This is a genomic window from Streptomyces sp. NPDC039423, assembly GCF_055598725.1.
Genome location: NZ_JBVKAH010000007.1, coordinates 301,812 through 317,271, shown reverse-complemented (window position 1 = coordinate 317,271; position 15,460 = coordinate 301,812). Strand labels below are relative to the sequence as shown.

Below are 15,460 nucleotides of genomic sequence, written 5' to 3'. Positions count from 1 at the left end.
GGCGCCGAACCGCCGCCCTGGGGGCGGATCCCGCCCATGGGCGCCGCCGCGCCGGTCCCGGTCCCGCCGGTCGGGTCGGACAGAGCCCGGCGCGCGCCCGCGGACCCACGGCGCCACCACCCCGCGCCCGCCCGGTCAGGCAGGCCCGGGAGGTCCGGCAGGCCCCTCGGTCAGCCGATGTCGGGAGGGTCCACGCGGATGCGGACCGGGTCCGTGCCGCCGCGGGCGAGGCGGGCCGCCTGGGTGGTCTTGAGGGCGGCCGCCAGGGCCGAGCCCCGGCCCGGCGGCACCCGGAGCAGGGCCCGCTCCCAGACCTCGCCCGGCGGCGGGTCGCCCGGGCGGCGGGGGGCGCCCGGCGGCGGGGGCGCGAGGGGCACGGGGCCGAGGACCTCGGCCTCGGCGGGCAGCTCGGCGGCGGCCAGGAACGCCGCGACCGCCTCCGCCCGGCCCGTCACGGCGGCCATCCGGGAGACCGGGGGGAAGCCGAGCTCGGCCCGCTCGGCCAGCTCCCGCTGGGCGTGCCCGACCGGGTCCCACCGCACCAGGGCCTGCACCGGCCGCAGGGTGGGCTCGGCCACGATGACGACGGTGCCGCCCTCCTCCTGGCCGCGTACCAGCGAGGCGGCGTCCGTCCAGCGCCGCAGGGCCTCCTCGCCGGCCCGCAGGTCGGCCCGGCCCAGCATGGCCCAGCCGTCCAGGAGCAGGGCCGCCGCGTACCCGCCCTCGGCGACCGGCTCGGCGCCCGGGGTGCTGACCACCAGGGCGGGACGCCCCGGCACGGTGTCCAGCACATGGTCCCGCCCCGAGGTCCGTACCGGTACGGCGGGGAACGCCCGCCCCAGTTCCTCGGCCGTGCGCCGGGCGCCCACCACCTGGGCCCGCAGCCGAGCGGACCCGCACTCCACGCAGTGCCAGTCGGGCGCGCCCCGCCCGCACCAGCCGCACCGCAGCTCCCGCTGACCGGGCGCCTCCAGGGGGCCCGCGCAGTGCCGGCACCGCGCGGGCGTCCGGCACCGCTCGCACGCCAGCCGGGGTACGTATCCCCGCCTGGGCACCTGCACCAGCACCGGCCCGGTCTTCAGGCCCTCCCGGGCGACCTGCCAGGCCAGCGACGGCAGCCGGGCCGCCCGCGCGGCCTCGTCGCGCGCCAGCTCCCCGTCCCCCACGGTCCGGACGAGCGGCGCGGCGGCCCGCACCTGGTCCCGGGGCGCCATCAGGGGGCGGGCCCAGCCGGTCTCGACGAGCTGGGCCGCCTCGACCGTGCAGCTCGTGCCGCCCAGCAGGAAGGCGCACCCGTCGTGCGCGGCGCGCAGCAGCAGCACCTCGCGGGCGTGGGGCAGCGGGGCGTGCTGCTCGCTGTGGCTGGAGTCCCCGTCGTCCCAGATGGCCACCAGCCCCAGGTCTCGCACCGGGGCGAACATCGACGCCCGGGTGCCGACGACCGCGCGGACGGCTCCGCGCCGCACCGCGAGCCACTGCGCGTACCGCTTCTCGGGCCCCGCCTCGGCGGTCAGCAGGGCGTGCCGCCCCTGGCCGAGCACGGTGGTCAGGGCCTCGTCGACCCGGCCGGCCGCCCGCCCGTCGGGCACCACGACGAGCGCGCCGCGCCCCGACGCGAGGGTGGCGGCCACCGCGCGGGCGAGCTCCTCCGCCCAGTGCGGTCCGGGCAGCGCGTTCCACACGGCCCGTGGCGCGCGACCGTCCGCGAGCGCGGCCAGGAACGCCTCCCCCCGTTCGTACCTGCTCCAGGTGCCGGGGTCCGGCGGCGGGGGCGGCGGCAGCGGCGGGGGCGACGGCTTGCCCTCGGCCCTGGCGTTGCGCGGCGGGACGGCGAGCTGGAGCACGTCGGCGAGGCTGCCGGCGTACCGGTCGGCGACCGCCCGGGCCAGGCCGAGCAGTTCGTCGTCGAGGACCGGTTCGGGCGACACCACGTCGGCCAGCGCCGCCAGCGGTCCCGAGTAGTCGGACTCGGCCCGCCGTTCGACCAGGAAGCCGTCCAGCAGCCGTCCGCCCTCGCGCCGCCCGTCGCGCACCTGGTGGGCGCCCGCCCCGAACCGCACCCGCACCCGCACGCCCGGCCGGGCGACGGCGTCGAGTTCCTCGGGCACGGCGTAGTCGAAGAACTGGTCGAGGTGGAGCACGCCTTTGTTGACCACGACCCGCGCGACGGGCAGCTCCTTGGCCAGGGCGGCCCCGCGCCAGGTGCGCGGTTTGGCGCGGGGCACCTTCGCCTTGCGCACGGTCTCCCGTATGAGCGCGAGCTGCTCGGGCGGCTCGGCCCCCCGGCCCCCGCCTTCCCTCTTCCCGTCGTCGCTGCTCACAGCCACATTCCTACCAGAGCGGACTGACAGCGCCCGTTGTCGGCGGGGTGCGCTTCCATGGTCCCGTGACCGTCCATGACACCGCGAGGCTGCTGCCTCCCCCACGGGTCCTCCGCGACCACTGCCGTGCCCTGGCCCTGCTGGAGGCGATCCTCTGCCGCGACTCGGCGTACCGGCACTACTCCTTCGACGCGCACTGGTCGCGGACCGAGGAGCTGGCCTCGATGAGCAACGGCTCGGGCGTCCTCGCGTCGCGTCCCCTCACCCGATGAGGTGGTGGCCGCCCTGAACCCGGGGCCGGCGCTCGCCGGCCTCGCCGGGGACCTGGCGGTCCTCGGCCGTCCCGGGTCCGGCCGCTGAGCCGTTCCCCGTCCGCCCGTGCCGCCGCCGGAACGCCGAAGTCCGGCACCCCTGTCGGGGATGCCGGACTTCCGGTCGGGCGGTCGGCCTGCGGGCTACAGTCCGGCGGCCTTGCGCAGCGCGTCCACGCGGTCGGTGCGCTCCCAGGTGAAGTCGGGGAGCTCGCGGCCGAAGTGGCCGTACGCCGCCGTCTGGCCGTAGATCGGCCGCAGCAGGTCGAGGTCGCGGATGATGGCGGCCGGGCGGAGGTCGAAGACCTCGCCGATCGCGTTCTCGATCTTCTCCACCTCGACCTTGGCGGTGCCGAAGGTCTCGACGAAGAGGCCGACCGGCTCGGCCTTGCCGATGGCGTAGGCGACCTGGACCTCGCAGCGCGAGGCGAGCCCGGCCGCGACGACGTTCTTGGCGACCCAGCGCATGGCGTAGGCGGCCGAGCGGTCGACCTTGGACGGGTCCTTGCCGGAGAAGGCGCCGCCGCCGTGGCGGGCCATGCCGCCGTACGTGTCGATGATGATCTTGCGGCCGGTGAGGCCGGCGTCGCCCATCGGGCCGCCGATCTCGAAGCGGCCGGTCGGGTTGACCAGCAGGCGGTAGCCCTCGGTCTCCAGCTTGATGCCGTCGTCCAGGAGCTGCTTGAGGACGTGCTCGACGACGAACTCGCGGATGTCGGGCGCGAGCAGCGACTCCAGGTCGATGTCCGAGGCGTGCTGGGAGGAGACGACGACCGTGTCGAGGCGGATGGCCTTGTCGCCGTCGTACTCGATGGTGACCTGGGTCTTCCCGTCGGGCCGCAGGTAGGGGATGGTGCCGTTCTTGCGGACCTCGGTCAGGCGCTTGGAGAGCCGGTGCGCGAGGTGGATCGGCAGCGGCATCAGCTCGGGCGTCTCGTCCGAGGCGTACCCGAACATCAGGCCCTGGTCGCCCGCGCCCTGCTTGTCGAGCTCGTCCTCGTCGCCCTCGACGCGCTTCTCGTAGGCGGTGTCGACGCCCTGCGCGATGTCCGGCGACTGGGCGCCGATCGAGACGGAGACGCCGCAGGACGCGCCGTCGAAGCCCTTCTTGGAGGAGTCGTAACCGATCTCCAGGATCTTGTTGCGCACCAGCGTGGGGATGTCGGCGTACGCCTTGGTCGTCACCTCGCCGGCCACGTGCACCAGGCCGGTGGTGATCAACGTCTCCACGGCGACGCGGGAGGTGGGGTCCTCCCGGAGCAGCGCATCGAGAATCGTGTCGCTGATCTGGTCAGCGATCTTGTCGGGGTGACCCTCGGTCACGGACTCCGAGGTGAAGAGACGACGGGACACAACGCTCCCTGGGTTTGCAGCGGCTGCTGGCTGATCATTTGCGGACCGGCAGGGGGCTGCGCCCCGCGTCGTTCCGAGGACAGTTTATCGGGCGCTCTCGGCCGTCGGACCAGGTGTCTCGCAAGGTGGGAGCCGGATCGGCCACATCCACCGTTTCGGCGGTAGGAAGATCGGCTTCCACTCCGGGCCGGAACGCCGGTTTTCGTGGGGTTTCATCCACCCAAAGGGGCGAAATCAGAGATTCATCCTGTTTTGTCCGAGTCGGTTCTCCCCACCCCGCCGAGCCGGGGTGCGACGAGGTCCCAGACGGTTTCCGCCAGGGCTTCTTTCGGGCCGTGGGGAACGGGGGTCTCCCCGCCGTCCGCCGCCAGGACCACGGCTTCGTTCTCCTCGGAGCCGAAGGTCTTGCGCTCCCCCACCTCGTTCACCACGAGGAAGTCGCACCCCTTGCGGCGCAGCTTGTCCCGACCATTGGCCAAAACATCATCCGTCTCGGCGGCGAACCCGACGATCACCTGCTCCGGACGGGGACGCTCCGCCGAGATCTCTGCCAGGATGTCGGGGTTGCGCACCAGGGCGATGGGGGCCGGCTCCTGGCCGTCCTTCTTCTTGATCTTGCCTTCGGCGTACGTGGCGGGGCGGAAGTCCGCGACGGCCGCGGCCATCACCACGGTGTCCGCGTCGGCGGCCGCCTTGAGCACCGCCTCGCGGAGCTGGACGGCGGTGCCGACGTGGACGACGTCGACGCCCGCCGGGTCGGGCATCCCGGTGTTGGCCTCGATCAGCGTCACCCGGGCGCCCCGGGCGGCGGCGGTCCTGGCGAGGGCGTACCCCTGCTTGCCGGAGGAGCGGTTGCCCAGGTAGCGCACGGGGTCCAGGGGTTCCCGCGTACCGCCCGCGCTGATCACCACGTGCCGGCCGGCGAGGTCGGGCACGGCGGTGGTGCCGCGGGCCAGCACCCGGCGGCAGACCTCGAAGATCGCGTCCGGGTCGGGCAGCCGGCCCTTGCCGGTGTCGGCGCCGGTGAGGCGGCCCACGGCGGGCTCGACGACCACGGCGCCGCGGCGGCGCAGGGTGGCGACGTTCTCCTGGGTGGCGGGGTGCTCCCACATCTCGGTGTGCATCGCCGGCGCGAAGACCACCGGGCACCGGGCGGTGAGCAGCGTATTTGTGAGGAGGTCGTCCGCCAGGCCGTGGGCGGCCTTGGCCAGCATGTCGGCGGTGGCGGGGGCGACGACCACGAGGTCGGCGTGCTGCCCGATGCGTACGTGCGGGACCTCGTGCACGTCCGACCAGACCTCGGTGGAGACCGGGTTGCCGGAGAGCGCGGACCAGGTCGCGGCGCCGACGAAGTGCAGGGCGGCCGCGGTCGGGACGACCCGTACGTCATGACCGGACTCGGTGAGCCGGCGCAGCAGCTCGCACGCCTTGTAGGCGGCGATGCCCCCGCTGACCCCGAGGACGACCTTCGGCTTGTCCACTCAACGCCTCCCGGCTCCGTAACGCGTACGAGTCCTACGACTCCATGACACACCACAGGCCCGGCGGAGTGTCCACCGGGCCTGTCATGACGTGCAGTGGGGCGCCTACTGGGCCGGGCCCTCGATGGCCTCGGAGGTCAGCAGACCCGCGTTGATCTCACGCAGGGCGATCGAGAGCGGCTTCTCGTGGACGTGGGTGTCCACCAGCGGACCGACGTACTCCAGCAGGCCCTCACCGAGCTGCGAGTAGTACGCGTTGATCTGACGCGCACGCTTGGCCGCGTAGATCACGAGGCTGTACTTCGAGTCAGTGGCCTCGAGCAGCTCGTCGATCGGCGGGTTGATGATGCCCTCGGGCGCGGTGATGGAAGAGGACACGCTCTACCTTCCGAAAAACTTCTGGAAAATGGGACAAAGATCAAACAACTTGCATCAAGGCTAGCAGCTCACGGGCTACGTCCTCGACGGAGGTGTTGACCAGGGTGGTGTCGAACTCCGACTCCGCCGCGAGCTCGACCTTGGCCGCCTCCAGGCGTCGCTCGATGACCTCCGGCGGCTCGGTGCCGCGGCCGGTCAGCCGGCGGACCAGCTCGTCCCAGCTCGGCGGGGCCAGGAAGACGAGCTGGGCCTCGGGCATCGACTCGCGGACCAGCCGCGCGCCCTGGAGGTCGATCTCCAGCAGCACGGGCTCACCCGCCTCGATCCGCTCCAGCACCGCGCGGCGCGGGGTGCCGTAGCGGTTGCCGGCGAACTCGGCCCACTCCAGCAGTTCGCCGTTGGCGACCAGCTTGTCGAACTCGTCGTCGGCGACGAAGTGGTACTGCACGCCGTCCCGCTCACCGGGGCGCGGCTTGCGGGTCGTCGCGGACACCGACAGCCAGACCTCGGGGTGGACCTTGCGCATATGAGCGACGACCGTGCTCTTGCCGACCCCGGAGGGGCCGGAGAGCACGGTCAGTCGCGGACGTACGTCCGGGGGCTCGGGGGCGGTCCCCCGGGATGTTGCGGCCATGGGGCGATTATTCCAGGTTTAAGCCAGTGCCCCGGACGTCAGGCCCCGGTGCTACCGAACTCGCGCTCCAGAGAGGCGATCTGGTTGGAGCCGAGGCCCCGGACACGACGGCTCTCGGAGATGCCGAGCCGCTCCATGATCTGCTTGGCGCGGACCTTGCCCACGCCCGGCAGGGACTCCAGGAGGGCGGAGACCTTCATCTTGCCGATGACCTCGTTCTCCTGGCCCTGCTTGATGACCTCCTGGAGCGAGGCGCCGGAGTGCTTGAGTCGATTCTTGACCTCGGCCCGCTCCCGGCGAGCCGCGGCGGCCTTTTCGAGCGCGGCTGCGCGCTGTTCAGGGGTAAGGGGCGGAAGAGCCACGCCTACGTCACCTCGGATGTCGAACTGTCGGATACGGACCGGTGAGGAACCTAGTCGGCCCACACCAGGGGAGCAACGAGCAACGCAGTGCACGTTGGCTCTGCGACGGAGACTAGCGGCCATGGCCGCCAGAGTCAGCGAGAACGAAGGAAAAGTCCTGGTCAGCATCGACCTACCCAGACATGTGCGACATAACGACCCGGTTTTGCGCGCAGATTCCGACATGGGGAAGCACGAGCCGGTCGAACGTGAGACGCATCACACCGGAAACGCCGGAACCCACGGTCACCCCGAGGTGACCGTGGGCTCCGACCAGGAGCGGAACGGGCGGGTCAGCCGCCGGTCGCCGCCCGCACCTCGTCCGCGTACCGCTCCGCCGCCCCGCGCAGCGCCGCCGCGTCGGGACCGTGCCGCAGCACGCCCCGGCTGACGCTCGGGACCACGTTGCGCACGGCCGCCCCGAAGACGGCCGGTAGGTCGGCCGGGGTCGCGCCCTGGGCGCCGATGCCGGGCGCGAGGAGCGGGCCGTTGATGTCCAGGTCGTACGAGGAGAGGTCGCCGAGCGTGGCGCCGACCACCGCGCCGAAGGAGCCGAGCGGCTCCGCGCCCGCGTTGTCCGCGGCGAGGTGGGCCAGCATGGTGGCGCCGATGGTGCGGCCGGCCGGGTCCTCGGCGCGGACGGCGCGCTGGACCTCGGCGCCCTCCGGGTTGGAGGTGAGGGCGAGCACGAACAGTCCGGCGCCGCTCTCGCGGGCCAGGTCGACCGCCGGCTTCAGGGAGCCGTACCCGAGGTACGGGGAGACCGTCAGCGCGTCCGAGAAGAGCGGCGCGCCCTCCCGCAGGTAGGTCTCGGCGTAGGCGGCCATGGTGGAGCCGATGTCGCCGCGCTTGGCGTCCATCACCACCAGGGCGCCCGCCTCCCGCAGATCGGCGACGGCCCGCTCCAGGACGGCGATGCCGCGCGAGCCGAACCGCTCGAAGAAGGCGCTCTGCGGCTTGAAGACGGCCACCCGGTCGGCCAGCGCGTCCACCACCGTGCGCGTGAAGCGCTCCAGGCCCGCCACGTCGTCCGCCAGGCCCCAGTCGGCCAGCAGGGAGGCGTGCGGGTCGATCCCGACGCACAGCGGGCCACGGGCGTCCATGGCGAGCTGCAGACGAGCACCGAAGGGGGCGAGGGGGCTCATGCGGCGGCCTTCCGGGTGTCGGCGCCGACGGCCTCGGCGAGAGTGGCGTAGGGGGACGCGTGCAGCCGGGCCGCGAGGCCCTTGTGGATGGCGCGGGCGTAGAACGGGCCCTCGTAGACGAAGGCGCTGTACCCCTGGATCAGGGTGGCCCCGGCCAGGATCCGCTGCCAGGCGTCCTCGGCGTTCTCGATGCCGCCGACGCCGACGAGCGTGAGGCGGTCGCCCACGCGCGCGTGGAGACGGCGCAGCACCTCCAGGGAGCGCTGCTTGAGCGGCGCCCCGGACAGGCCGCCGGTCTCGCTGCTGAGGTACGCCGGGGACTTCAGGCCCTCGCGCGCGATGGTGGTGTTGGTGGCGATGATGCCGTCCAGGCCGAGCTCGACGGCCAGGTCGGCGACCGCGTCGACGTCCTCGTCGGCCAGGTCGGGCGCGATCTTGACGAGCAGCGGGACGCGGCGGTCGGTGACCGTGCGGTCGGCGGCCTCGCGGACGGCCGTCAGCAGGGGCCGGAGGGACTCCGTGGCCTGGAGGTTGCGCAGCCCCGGGGTGTTCGGCGAGGAGACGTTGACGACCAGGTAGTCGGCGTGGCGGGCGAGCCGCTCGGTGGACTTCACGTAGTCGGCGGCGGCCTCGGCCTCCGGGACGACCTTGGTCTTGCCGATGTTGACGCCCACGACCGTCCGGAACACCGGCACGCGCGCGTGGAGGCGGGCGGCGACGGCGGCCGAGCCGTCGTTGTTGAAGCCCATGCGGTTGATCAGGGCGCGGTCCGTGACGAGGCGGAAGAGGCGCTTCTTGGGGTTGCCGGGCTGCGGCTCACCCGTGACCGTGCCGATCTCGACGTGGTCGAAGCCGAGCATGGCCATGCCGTCGATGGCGACGGCGTTCTTGTCGAAGCCGGCGGCGAGCCCGAAGGGGCCGTGCATGCGCAGCCCGAGCGCCTCGGTGCGCAGCTCCTTGTGGCGGGGTGCCAGGGCGGCGGCGAGGAAGGTGCGCAGCACCGGGACGCGGGCGGCCAGCCGGATCCAGCGGAAGGCCAGGTGGTGGGCCTGCTCGGGGTCCATGCGGGTGAAGAACAGCCGGAAGAAGAGCTTGTACATGTGTGGTGGTGTCCTCATGAGGAGGGGGACACCGTTTCCGGTGTCCCCCTCGCTGCTAGTCGCGGGCCGCGGTCAGGTGCTCGGCGTGTTCCTGGAGGGAACGGACGCCGACGCCGCCGTGGTTGAGCGCGTCGATGCCCTGGACGGCCGCGGCGAGCGCCTGGACGGTCGTCAGGCACGGGACGCCGCGGGAGACGGCCGCGGTGCGGATCTCGTAGCCGTCGAGGCGGCCGCCGGTGCCGTAGGGGGTGTTGACGATGAGGTCGACCTCGCCGTCGTGGATGAGGCGGACGATGGTCTTCTCGCCGTTGGGGCCCTCGCCCTCGGACTGCTTGCGCACGACGGTGGCGTTGATGCCGTTGCGCTTGAGGACCTCGGCGGTGCCGGAGGTGGCCAGCAGCTCGAAGCCGTGGGCGACCAGCTCGCGGGCCGGGAAGATCATCGAGCGCTTGTCGCGGTTGGCGACCGAGATGAAGGCGCGGCCCTTGGTGGGCAGCGGACCGTAGGCGCCGGCCTGCGACTTGGCGTACGCGGTGCCGAAGACCGCGTCGATGCCCATGACCTCGCCGGTGGAGCGCATCTCGGGGCCGAGGACGGTGTCCACGCCGCGGCCGTGCACGTCGCGGAAGCGCGACCACGGCATGACGGCCTCCTTGACGGAGATCGGCGCGTCCAGCGGCAGGGTGCCGCCGTCGCCGTTCTTCGGCAGCAGGCCCTCCGCGCGCAGCTCGGCGATGGTGGCGCCCAGCGAGATGCGGGCGGCGGCCTTCGCCAGCGGCACGGCGGTCGCCTTGGAGGTGAAGGGGACCGTGCGGGAGGCGCGCGGGTTGGCCTCCAGGACGTACAGGATGTCGCCGGCCATGGCGAACTGGATGTTGATCAGGCCGCGGACGCCGACGCCCTTGGCGATCGCCTCGGTGGAGGCGCGCAGCCGCTTGATGTCGAAGCCGCCGAGCGTGATCGGGGGCAGGGCGCAGGCCGAGTCGCCGGAGTGGATGCCGGCCTCCTCGATGTGCTCCATGACGCCGCCGAGGTAGAGCTCGGTGCCGTCGTAGAGGGCGTCGACGTCGATCTCGATGGCGTCGTCGAGGAACCGGTCGACCAGGACCGGGCGGGTCGGGGAGATCTCGGTGGACTCGGCGATGTACGCCTCCAGGCGCGCCTCGTCGTACACGATCTCCATGCCGCGGCCGCCGAGCACGTACGACGGGCGTACGAGGACGGGGTAGCCGATCTCGTCGGCGATGGCCTTGGCGCCGGCGAAGGTGGTCGCGGTGCCGTGCTTGGGGGCGGGCAGTCCGGCCTCGGCGAGGACCTGCCCGAAGGCGCCGCGGTCCTCGGCGGCGTGGATGGCCTCCGGGGAGGTGCCGACGACCGGCACGCCGTTGTCCTTGAGCGCCTGGGCGAGGCCCAGCGGGGTCTGGCCGCCGAGCTGGACGACGACGCCCGCGACGGGTCCGGCGAGGGTCTCGGCGTGGACGATCTCCAGCACGTCCTCGAGCGTCAGCGGCTCGAAGTACAGGCGGTCGGAGGTGTCGTAGTCGGTCGAGACCGTCTCGGGGTTGCAGTTGACCATCACGGTCTCGTAGCCCGCGTCGCTCAGGGCGAAGGAGGCGTGGACGCACGAGTAGTCGAACTCGATGCCCTGGCCGATGCGGTTCGGGCCGGAGCCCAGGATGATCACCGCGGGCTTCTCGCGCGGCGCGACCTCGCTCTCCTCGTCGTACGAGGAGTAGAAGTACGGGGTCTTGGCGGCGAACTCGGCGGCGCAGGTGTCGACCGTCTTGTAGACCGGGCGGACGCCCAGGGCGTGCCGGACCTCGCGGACGACGTCCTCGCGCAGACCACGGATCCCGGCGATCTGGGCGTCGGAGAAGCCGTGGCGCTTGGCCTCGGCGAGCAGCTCGGGCTCGAGCTTCTCGGCGGCGGCGAGCTCGTCGGCGATCTCCTTGATCAGGAAGAGCTGGTCGACGAACCACGGGTCGATCTTCGTGAAATCGAAGACCTCCTCGGGCGTGGCGCCGGCGCGGATGGCCTGCATGACGGTGTTGATACGGCCGTCGGTGGGGCGCACGGCCGCGCGCAGCAGCTCGTCCTTGTCGCCGGGCTCGCCGGTGAAGGTGAACTGGCTGCCCTTCTTCTCCAGGGAGCGCAGGGCCTTCTGGAGGGCCTCGGTGAAGTTGCGGCCGATGGCCATGGCCTCGCCGACCGACTTCATGGTCGTGGTCAGCGTGGAGTCGGCGGAGGGGAACTTCTCGAAGGCGAAGCGCGGGGCCTTGACGACGACGTAGTCGAGGGTCGGCTCGAAGGAGGCCGGGGTCTTCTCGGTGATGTCGTTGGGGATCTCGTCGAGCGTGTAGCCGACGGCGAGCCGGGCGGCGATCTTCGCGATCGGGAAGCCGGTGGCCTTGGACGCGAGGGCGGAGGAGCGGGAGACCCGGGGGTTCATCTCGATGACGATGACCCGGCCGTCCTCGGGGTTGACCGCGAACTGGATGTTGCAGCCACCGGTGTCGACGCCGACCTCGCGGATGATCGCGATGCCGACGTCCCGGAGGATCTGGTACTCGCGGTCGGTGAGGGTCATCGCCGGGGCGACGGTGATGGAGTCACCGGTGTGGACGCCCATGGGGTCGAAGTTCTCGATGGAGCAGACGACCACGACGTTGTCGTGCTTGTCGCGCATCAGCTCCAGCTCGTACTCCTTCCAGCCGAGGATGGACTCCTCCAGGAGCACCTCGGTGGTCGGGGAGAGCGTGAGGCCCTGGCCGGCGATGCGGCGCAGCTCCTCCTCGTCGTGGGCGAAGCCGGAGCCGGCGCCGCCCATGGTGAAGGAGGGGCGGACGACGACGGGGTAGCCGCCGAGCGTCTCGACGCCCTTGAGGACGTCGTCCATGGAGTGGCAGATCACCGAGCGGGCGGACTCGCCGTGGCCGATCTTGGCACGGACGGCCTCGACGACGCCCTTGAACAGGTCGCGGTCCTCGCCCTTGTGGATCGCCTCGACGTTGGCGCCGATGAGCTCCACGCCGTACTTCTCCAGCACACCCTGCTCGTGCATGGAGATGGCGGTGTTGAGCGCGGTCTGGCCGCCGAGGGTGGGCAGCAGCGCGTCGGGGCGCTCCTTGGCGATGATCTTCTCGACGAACTCGGGGGTGATCGGCTCGACGTAGGTGGCGTCGGCGATCTCCGGGTCGGTCATGATCGTCGCCGGGTTGGAGTTCACCAGGATGACCCGCAGGCCCTCGGACTTGAGGACGCGGCACGCCTGGGTGCCGGAGTAGTCGAACTCGGCGGCCTGGCCGATGACGATCGGGCCGGAGCCGATGACCAGGACGGACTGGATATCGGTGCGCTTAGGCACGCTCGGCCTCCATCAGGGTTACGAAGCGGTCGAAGAGGTACGCGGCGTCGTGCGGGCCGGCGGCCGCTTCGGGGTGGTACTGGACGCTGAAGGCCGGCTGGTCGAGCAGCTGGAGGCCCTCCACCACGTTGTCGTTGAGGCAGACGTGGGAGACCTCGGCGCGGCCGAAGGGGGTCTCGGACACCTTGTCGAGCGGGGCGTCGACGGCGAAGCCGTGGTTGTGCGCGGTGACCTCGACCTTTCCGGTCGTACGGTCCTGCACGGGCTGGTTGATGCCGCGGTGGCCGTACTTCAGCTTGTAGGTGCCGAAGCCGAGCGCGCGGCCCAGGATCTGGTTGCCGAAGCAGATGCCGAACAGGGGCGTCTTGCGCTCCAGCACGGCCCGCATCACGGAGACGGGGCCGTCGGCGGTGGCGGGGTCGCCGGGGCCGTTGGAGAAGAACACGCCGTCGGGGTTCACGGCGTACACGTCCTCGGCGGTGGCGGTGGCGGGCAGCACGTGCACCTCGATGCCGCGCTCCGCCATCCGGTGCGGGGTCATGCCCTTGATGCCGAGGTCGACGGCGGCGACGGTGAACTTCTTCTCGCCGACGGCCGGGACGACGTAGGGCTCCTTGGTGGCCACCTCGGCGGCCAGGTCGGCGCCCTTCATCTGCGGGGCGGCCTGGACCTTGGCCAGCAGGGCGGCGTCGTCGGCGAGGGCCTCGCCGGAGAAGATGCCGACGCGCATGGCGCCGCGCTCGCGGAGGTGGCGGGTCAGGGCGCGGGTGTCGATGCCGCTGATGCCGACGACGCCCTGGGCGGCCAGCTCCTCGTCGAGGGTGCGGCGGGAGCGCCAGCTCGACGGGACGCGGGCGGGGTCGCGGACGACGTAGCCGGAGACCCAGATCTTCCCGGACTCGGGGTCCTCGTCGTTGACACCGGTGTTGCCGACGTGCGGCGCGGTCATCACGACGACCTGGCGGTGGTACGACGGGTCGGTCAGCGTCTCCTGGTAGCCGGTCATGCCGGTGGAGAAGACGGCCTCGCCGAAGGTCTCCCCCACGGCCCCGTAGGCGCGGCCGCGGAAGGTGCGGCCGTCCTCCAGGACGAGTACGGCGGGAACCTTGGTTCCCCGGGTGGAGGTGGTCATCGTGCGGTGCCTTCCGTCGTAGTGATCATGGTGTTGAGGGTGTCGGCCCAGGTGCCGTGCTCCGCCGCCCGGTCCGAGCGGAAGCCCGAGTCGATCAGCGTGCCGCCGTGCTCCCAGGTGACGACCAGCAGGCCGCCCTCGGTGAGGACCTTGCCCGCGATGCCCTTGTCGAGGCGGGCGCCGCGCAGTTGCCCGGCCGGGACGAAGAAGTCGCGCGCCCCGGGGCGGACGACCACCAGTCCCGCGTCGGTCAGCGTCAGCTCGACCCGGCTGCGGGTGCCCAGGCCGTGGGCGACGATCCGGTCGAGCCACTGCCCGGCGGTGGTGGACCCGTGGTAGCGGCCGCTCATCGTCAGTCTCGCCGCACCGGGCGCGTCCGGCGCGGCGGGGAGGTCCGGCAGACCGGACTGGAGGCTGCCGCGCCACTTCCATCCCTGGCGCATCAGCCAGTAGACGAGGGTGATGAAGAGCAGCAGTCCGGCGACCCAGCCGAGCCGGGCGGCCCAGTCGGTCACCTCGGCGGACTTCTGCTCCGCGGCCAGTTCGATGAGTGTCACGCCAGCTTCCCGTCCATGAGCGTCGCCCGGCCCCGCAGGAAGGTGTGGGTGACACGCCCCGGCAGCTCACGGCCCTCGTAGGGCGTGTTGCGGCTGCGGGAGGCGAAGCCCGCGGGGTCCACGGCTCCACGGTATGCCGGATCGACCAGGGTGAGGTTGGCGGGCTCACCAGCCGAGACGGGGCGGCCGTGGCCGGTGGCGCGGCCGATCCGCGCGGGCGCGAAGGACATGCGGTCGGCGACGCCGGCCCAGTCCAGCAGCCCGGTCTCGACCATCGTGTGCTGCACGACGGACAGCGCGGTCTCCAGGCCGACCATGCCCATGGCGGCGGCGGCCCACTCGCAGTCCTTGTCCTCGTGCGGGTGCGGGGCGTGGTCGGTGGCGACGATGTCGATCGTGCCGTCGGCCAGCGCCGCGCGCAGCGCCATCACGTCGCGCTCGGTGCGCAGCGGCGGGTTGACCTTGTAGACCGGGTTGTACGAGCGGACCATCTCGTCGGTCAGCAGGAGGTGGTGCGGGGTGACCTCGGCGGTGACGTCGATGCCGCGCGACTTGGCCCAGCGGACGATCTCGACGGACCCGGCGGTCGACAGGTGGCAGATGTGGACGCGGGAGCCGACGTGCTCGGCGAGGAGCACGTCCCGGGCGATGATCGACTCCTCGGCGACGGCCGGCCAGCCGCCGAGGCCCAGCTCCGCGGAGACGACGCCCTCGTTCATCTGGGCACCCTCGGTGAGGCGGGGCTCCTGGGCGTGCTGGGCGACGACGCCGCCGAAGGCCTTCACGTACTCCAGGGCGCGGCGCATGATCACGGCGTCGTCGACGCACTTGCCGTCGTCGGAGAAGACGGTGACGCCGGCGGCGGACTCGTGCATGGCGCCGAGCTCGGCGAGCTTCTTGCCCTCCAGGCCGACGGTGACGGCGCCGATGGGCTGGACGTCGCAGTAGCCGTGTTCCTGGCCGAGCCGGTAGACCTGCTCGACCACGCCGGCGGTGTCGGCGACCGGGAAGGTGTTGGCCATGGCGAACACGGAGGTGTAGCCACCGGTGGCGGCGGCGCGGGTGCCGGTGAGGACGGTCTCGGAGTCCTCGCGGCCGGGCTCGCGGAGGTGGGTGTGCAGGTCGACCAGGCCGGGCAGCAGGATCCGCCCCTCGGCCTCGACGACGGTGGCGCCGTCGGCCGGCAGGCCGGAGCCGACCCGGTCGATGGTCTCGCCGTCGATCAGGACGTCCTGGGCCTCGCCGCCCAGCACCTTCGCACCACGGATCAGGATCTTGCTCAT

The 15,460-nt window shown here is 72.4% G+C and carries 13 protein-coding genes; 1 reads left to right on the top strand and 12 read right to left on the bottom strand.

Features of this window, described 5'->3' with window-relative positions; translation table 11 throughout:
- Positions 1 to 170: 170 nt before the first annotated feature.
- Positions 171 to 2,321 carry a primosomal protein N' gene (locus ACZ7LK_RS23785; protein ID WP_471143145.1) on the bottom strand — a complete coding sequence of 717 codons (2,151 nt, stop codon included), beginning with the start codon at positions 2,319 to 2,321 and terminating at the stop codon, positions 171 to 173.
- 65 nt (positions 2,322 to 2,386) lie between these two features.
- Here ACZ7LK_RS23785 and ACZ7LK_RS23780 point away from each other — a divergent pair, with 65 nt between their 5' ends.
- Complete coding sequence (locus tag ACZ7LK_RS23780) at positions 2,387 to 2,593, top strand: hypothetical protein (RefSeq protein ID WP_471143144.1); 207 nt, start codon at positions 2,387 to 2,389, stop codon at positions 2,591 to 2,593.
- A gap of 183 nt (positions 2,594 to 2,776) precedes the next feature.
- Here the strand turns inward: ACZ7LK_RS23780 and metK are convergent, their stop codons facing one another.
- From metK to ACZ7LK_RS23725, 11 genes are all read right to left on the bottom strand, one after another.
- Positions 2,777 to 3,985: a methionine adenosyltransferase gene (metK, locus tag ACZ7LK_RS23775; protein WP_392275976.1), complete on the bottom strand. Its 1,209-nt coding sequence runs from the start codon at positions 3,983 to 3,985 to the stop codon at positions 2,777 to 2,779.
- Between the two features lie 242 nt (positions 3,986 to 4,227).
- Entirely contained in the window at positions 4,228 to 5,466 is a 1,239-nt protein-coding gene (gene coaBC, locus ACZ7LK_RS23770; RefSeq protein WP_471143142.1) for a bifunctional phosphopantothenoylcysteine decarboxylase/phosphopantothenate--cysteine ligase CoaBC, read from the bottom strand.
- Between the two features lie 105 nt (positions 5,467 to 5,571).
- Positions 5,572 to 5,844, bottom strand: a complete 273-nt coding sequence (gene rpoZ / locus ACZ7LK_RS23765) for a DNA-directed RNA polymerase subunit omega (protein WP_005319902.1) — start codon at positions 5,842 to 5,844, stop codon at positions 5,572 to 5,574.
- A gap of 40 nt (positions 5,845 to 5,884) precedes the next feature.
- Complete coding sequence (gene gmk, locus ACZ7LK_RS23760) at positions 5,885 to 6,478, bottom strand: guanylate kinase (protein ID WP_392275974.1); 594 nt, start codon at positions 6,476 to 6,478, stop codon at positions 5,885 to 5,887.
- A 38-nt stretch (positions 6,479 to 6,516) separates the two neighbouring features.
- Positions 6,517 to 6,840: an integration host factor gene (locus tag ACZ7LK_RS23755; protein ID WP_064068014.1), complete on the bottom strand. Its 324-nt coding sequence runs from the start codon at positions 6,838 to 6,840 to the stop codon at positions 6,517 to 6,519.
- 332 nt (positions 6,841 to 7,172) lie between these two features.
- Positions 7,173 to 8,024 (bottom strand): orotidine-5'-phosphate decarboxylase, encoded by an 852-nt coding sequence (gene pyrF, locus ACZ7LK_RS23750; protein ID WP_471143139.1) that lies wholly within the window; start codon positions 8,022 to 8,024, stop codon positions 7,173 to 7,175.
- Positions 8,021 to 9,124 carry a quinone-dependent dihydroorotate dehydrogenase gene (locus ACZ7LK_RS23745; protein WP_471143136.1) on the bottom strand — a complete coding sequence of 368 codons (1,104 nt, stop codon included), beginning with the start codon at positions 9,122 to 9,124 and terminating at the stop codon, positions 8,021 to 8,023. The genes pyrF and ACZ7LK_RS23745 overlap by 4 nt, the downstream gene beginning before the upstream one ends.
- 55 nt (positions 9,125 to 9,179) lie before the next feature.
- Positions 9,180 to 12,488: a carbamoyl-phosphate synthase large subunit gene (carB, locus tag ACZ7LK_RS23740; protein ID WP_392275971.1), complete on the bottom strand. Its 3,309-nt coding sequence runs from the start codon at positions 12,486 to 12,488 to the stop codon at positions 9,180 to 9,182.
- Positions 12,481 to 13,620, bottom strand: a complete 1,140-nt coding sequence (gene carA, locus ACZ7LK_RS23735) for a glutamine-hydrolyzing carbamoyl-phosphate synthase small subunit (RefSeq protein ID WP_392275970.1) — start codon at positions 13,618 to 13,620, stop codon at positions 12,481 to 12,483. The genes carB and carA overlap by 8 nt, the downstream gene beginning before the upstream one ends.
- A complete protein-coding gene (locus ACZ7LK_RS23730; RefSeq protein ID WP_392275969.1) occupies positions 13,617 to 14,177 on the bottom strand; it encodes a PH-like domain-containing protein in 561 nt (186 codons plus the stop codon). The genes carA and ACZ7LK_RS23730 overlap by 4 nt, the downstream gene beginning before the upstream one ends.
- On the bottom strand, positions 14,174 to 15,460 hold the full coding sequence (locus ACZ7LK_RS23725) for a dihydroorotase (protein ID WP_392275968.1): 1,287 nt from the start codon (positions 15,458 to 15,460) through the stop codon (positions 14,174 to 14,176). Before ACZ7LK_RS23725 ends, ACZ7LK_RS23730 begins: the two co-directional genes overlap by 4 nt.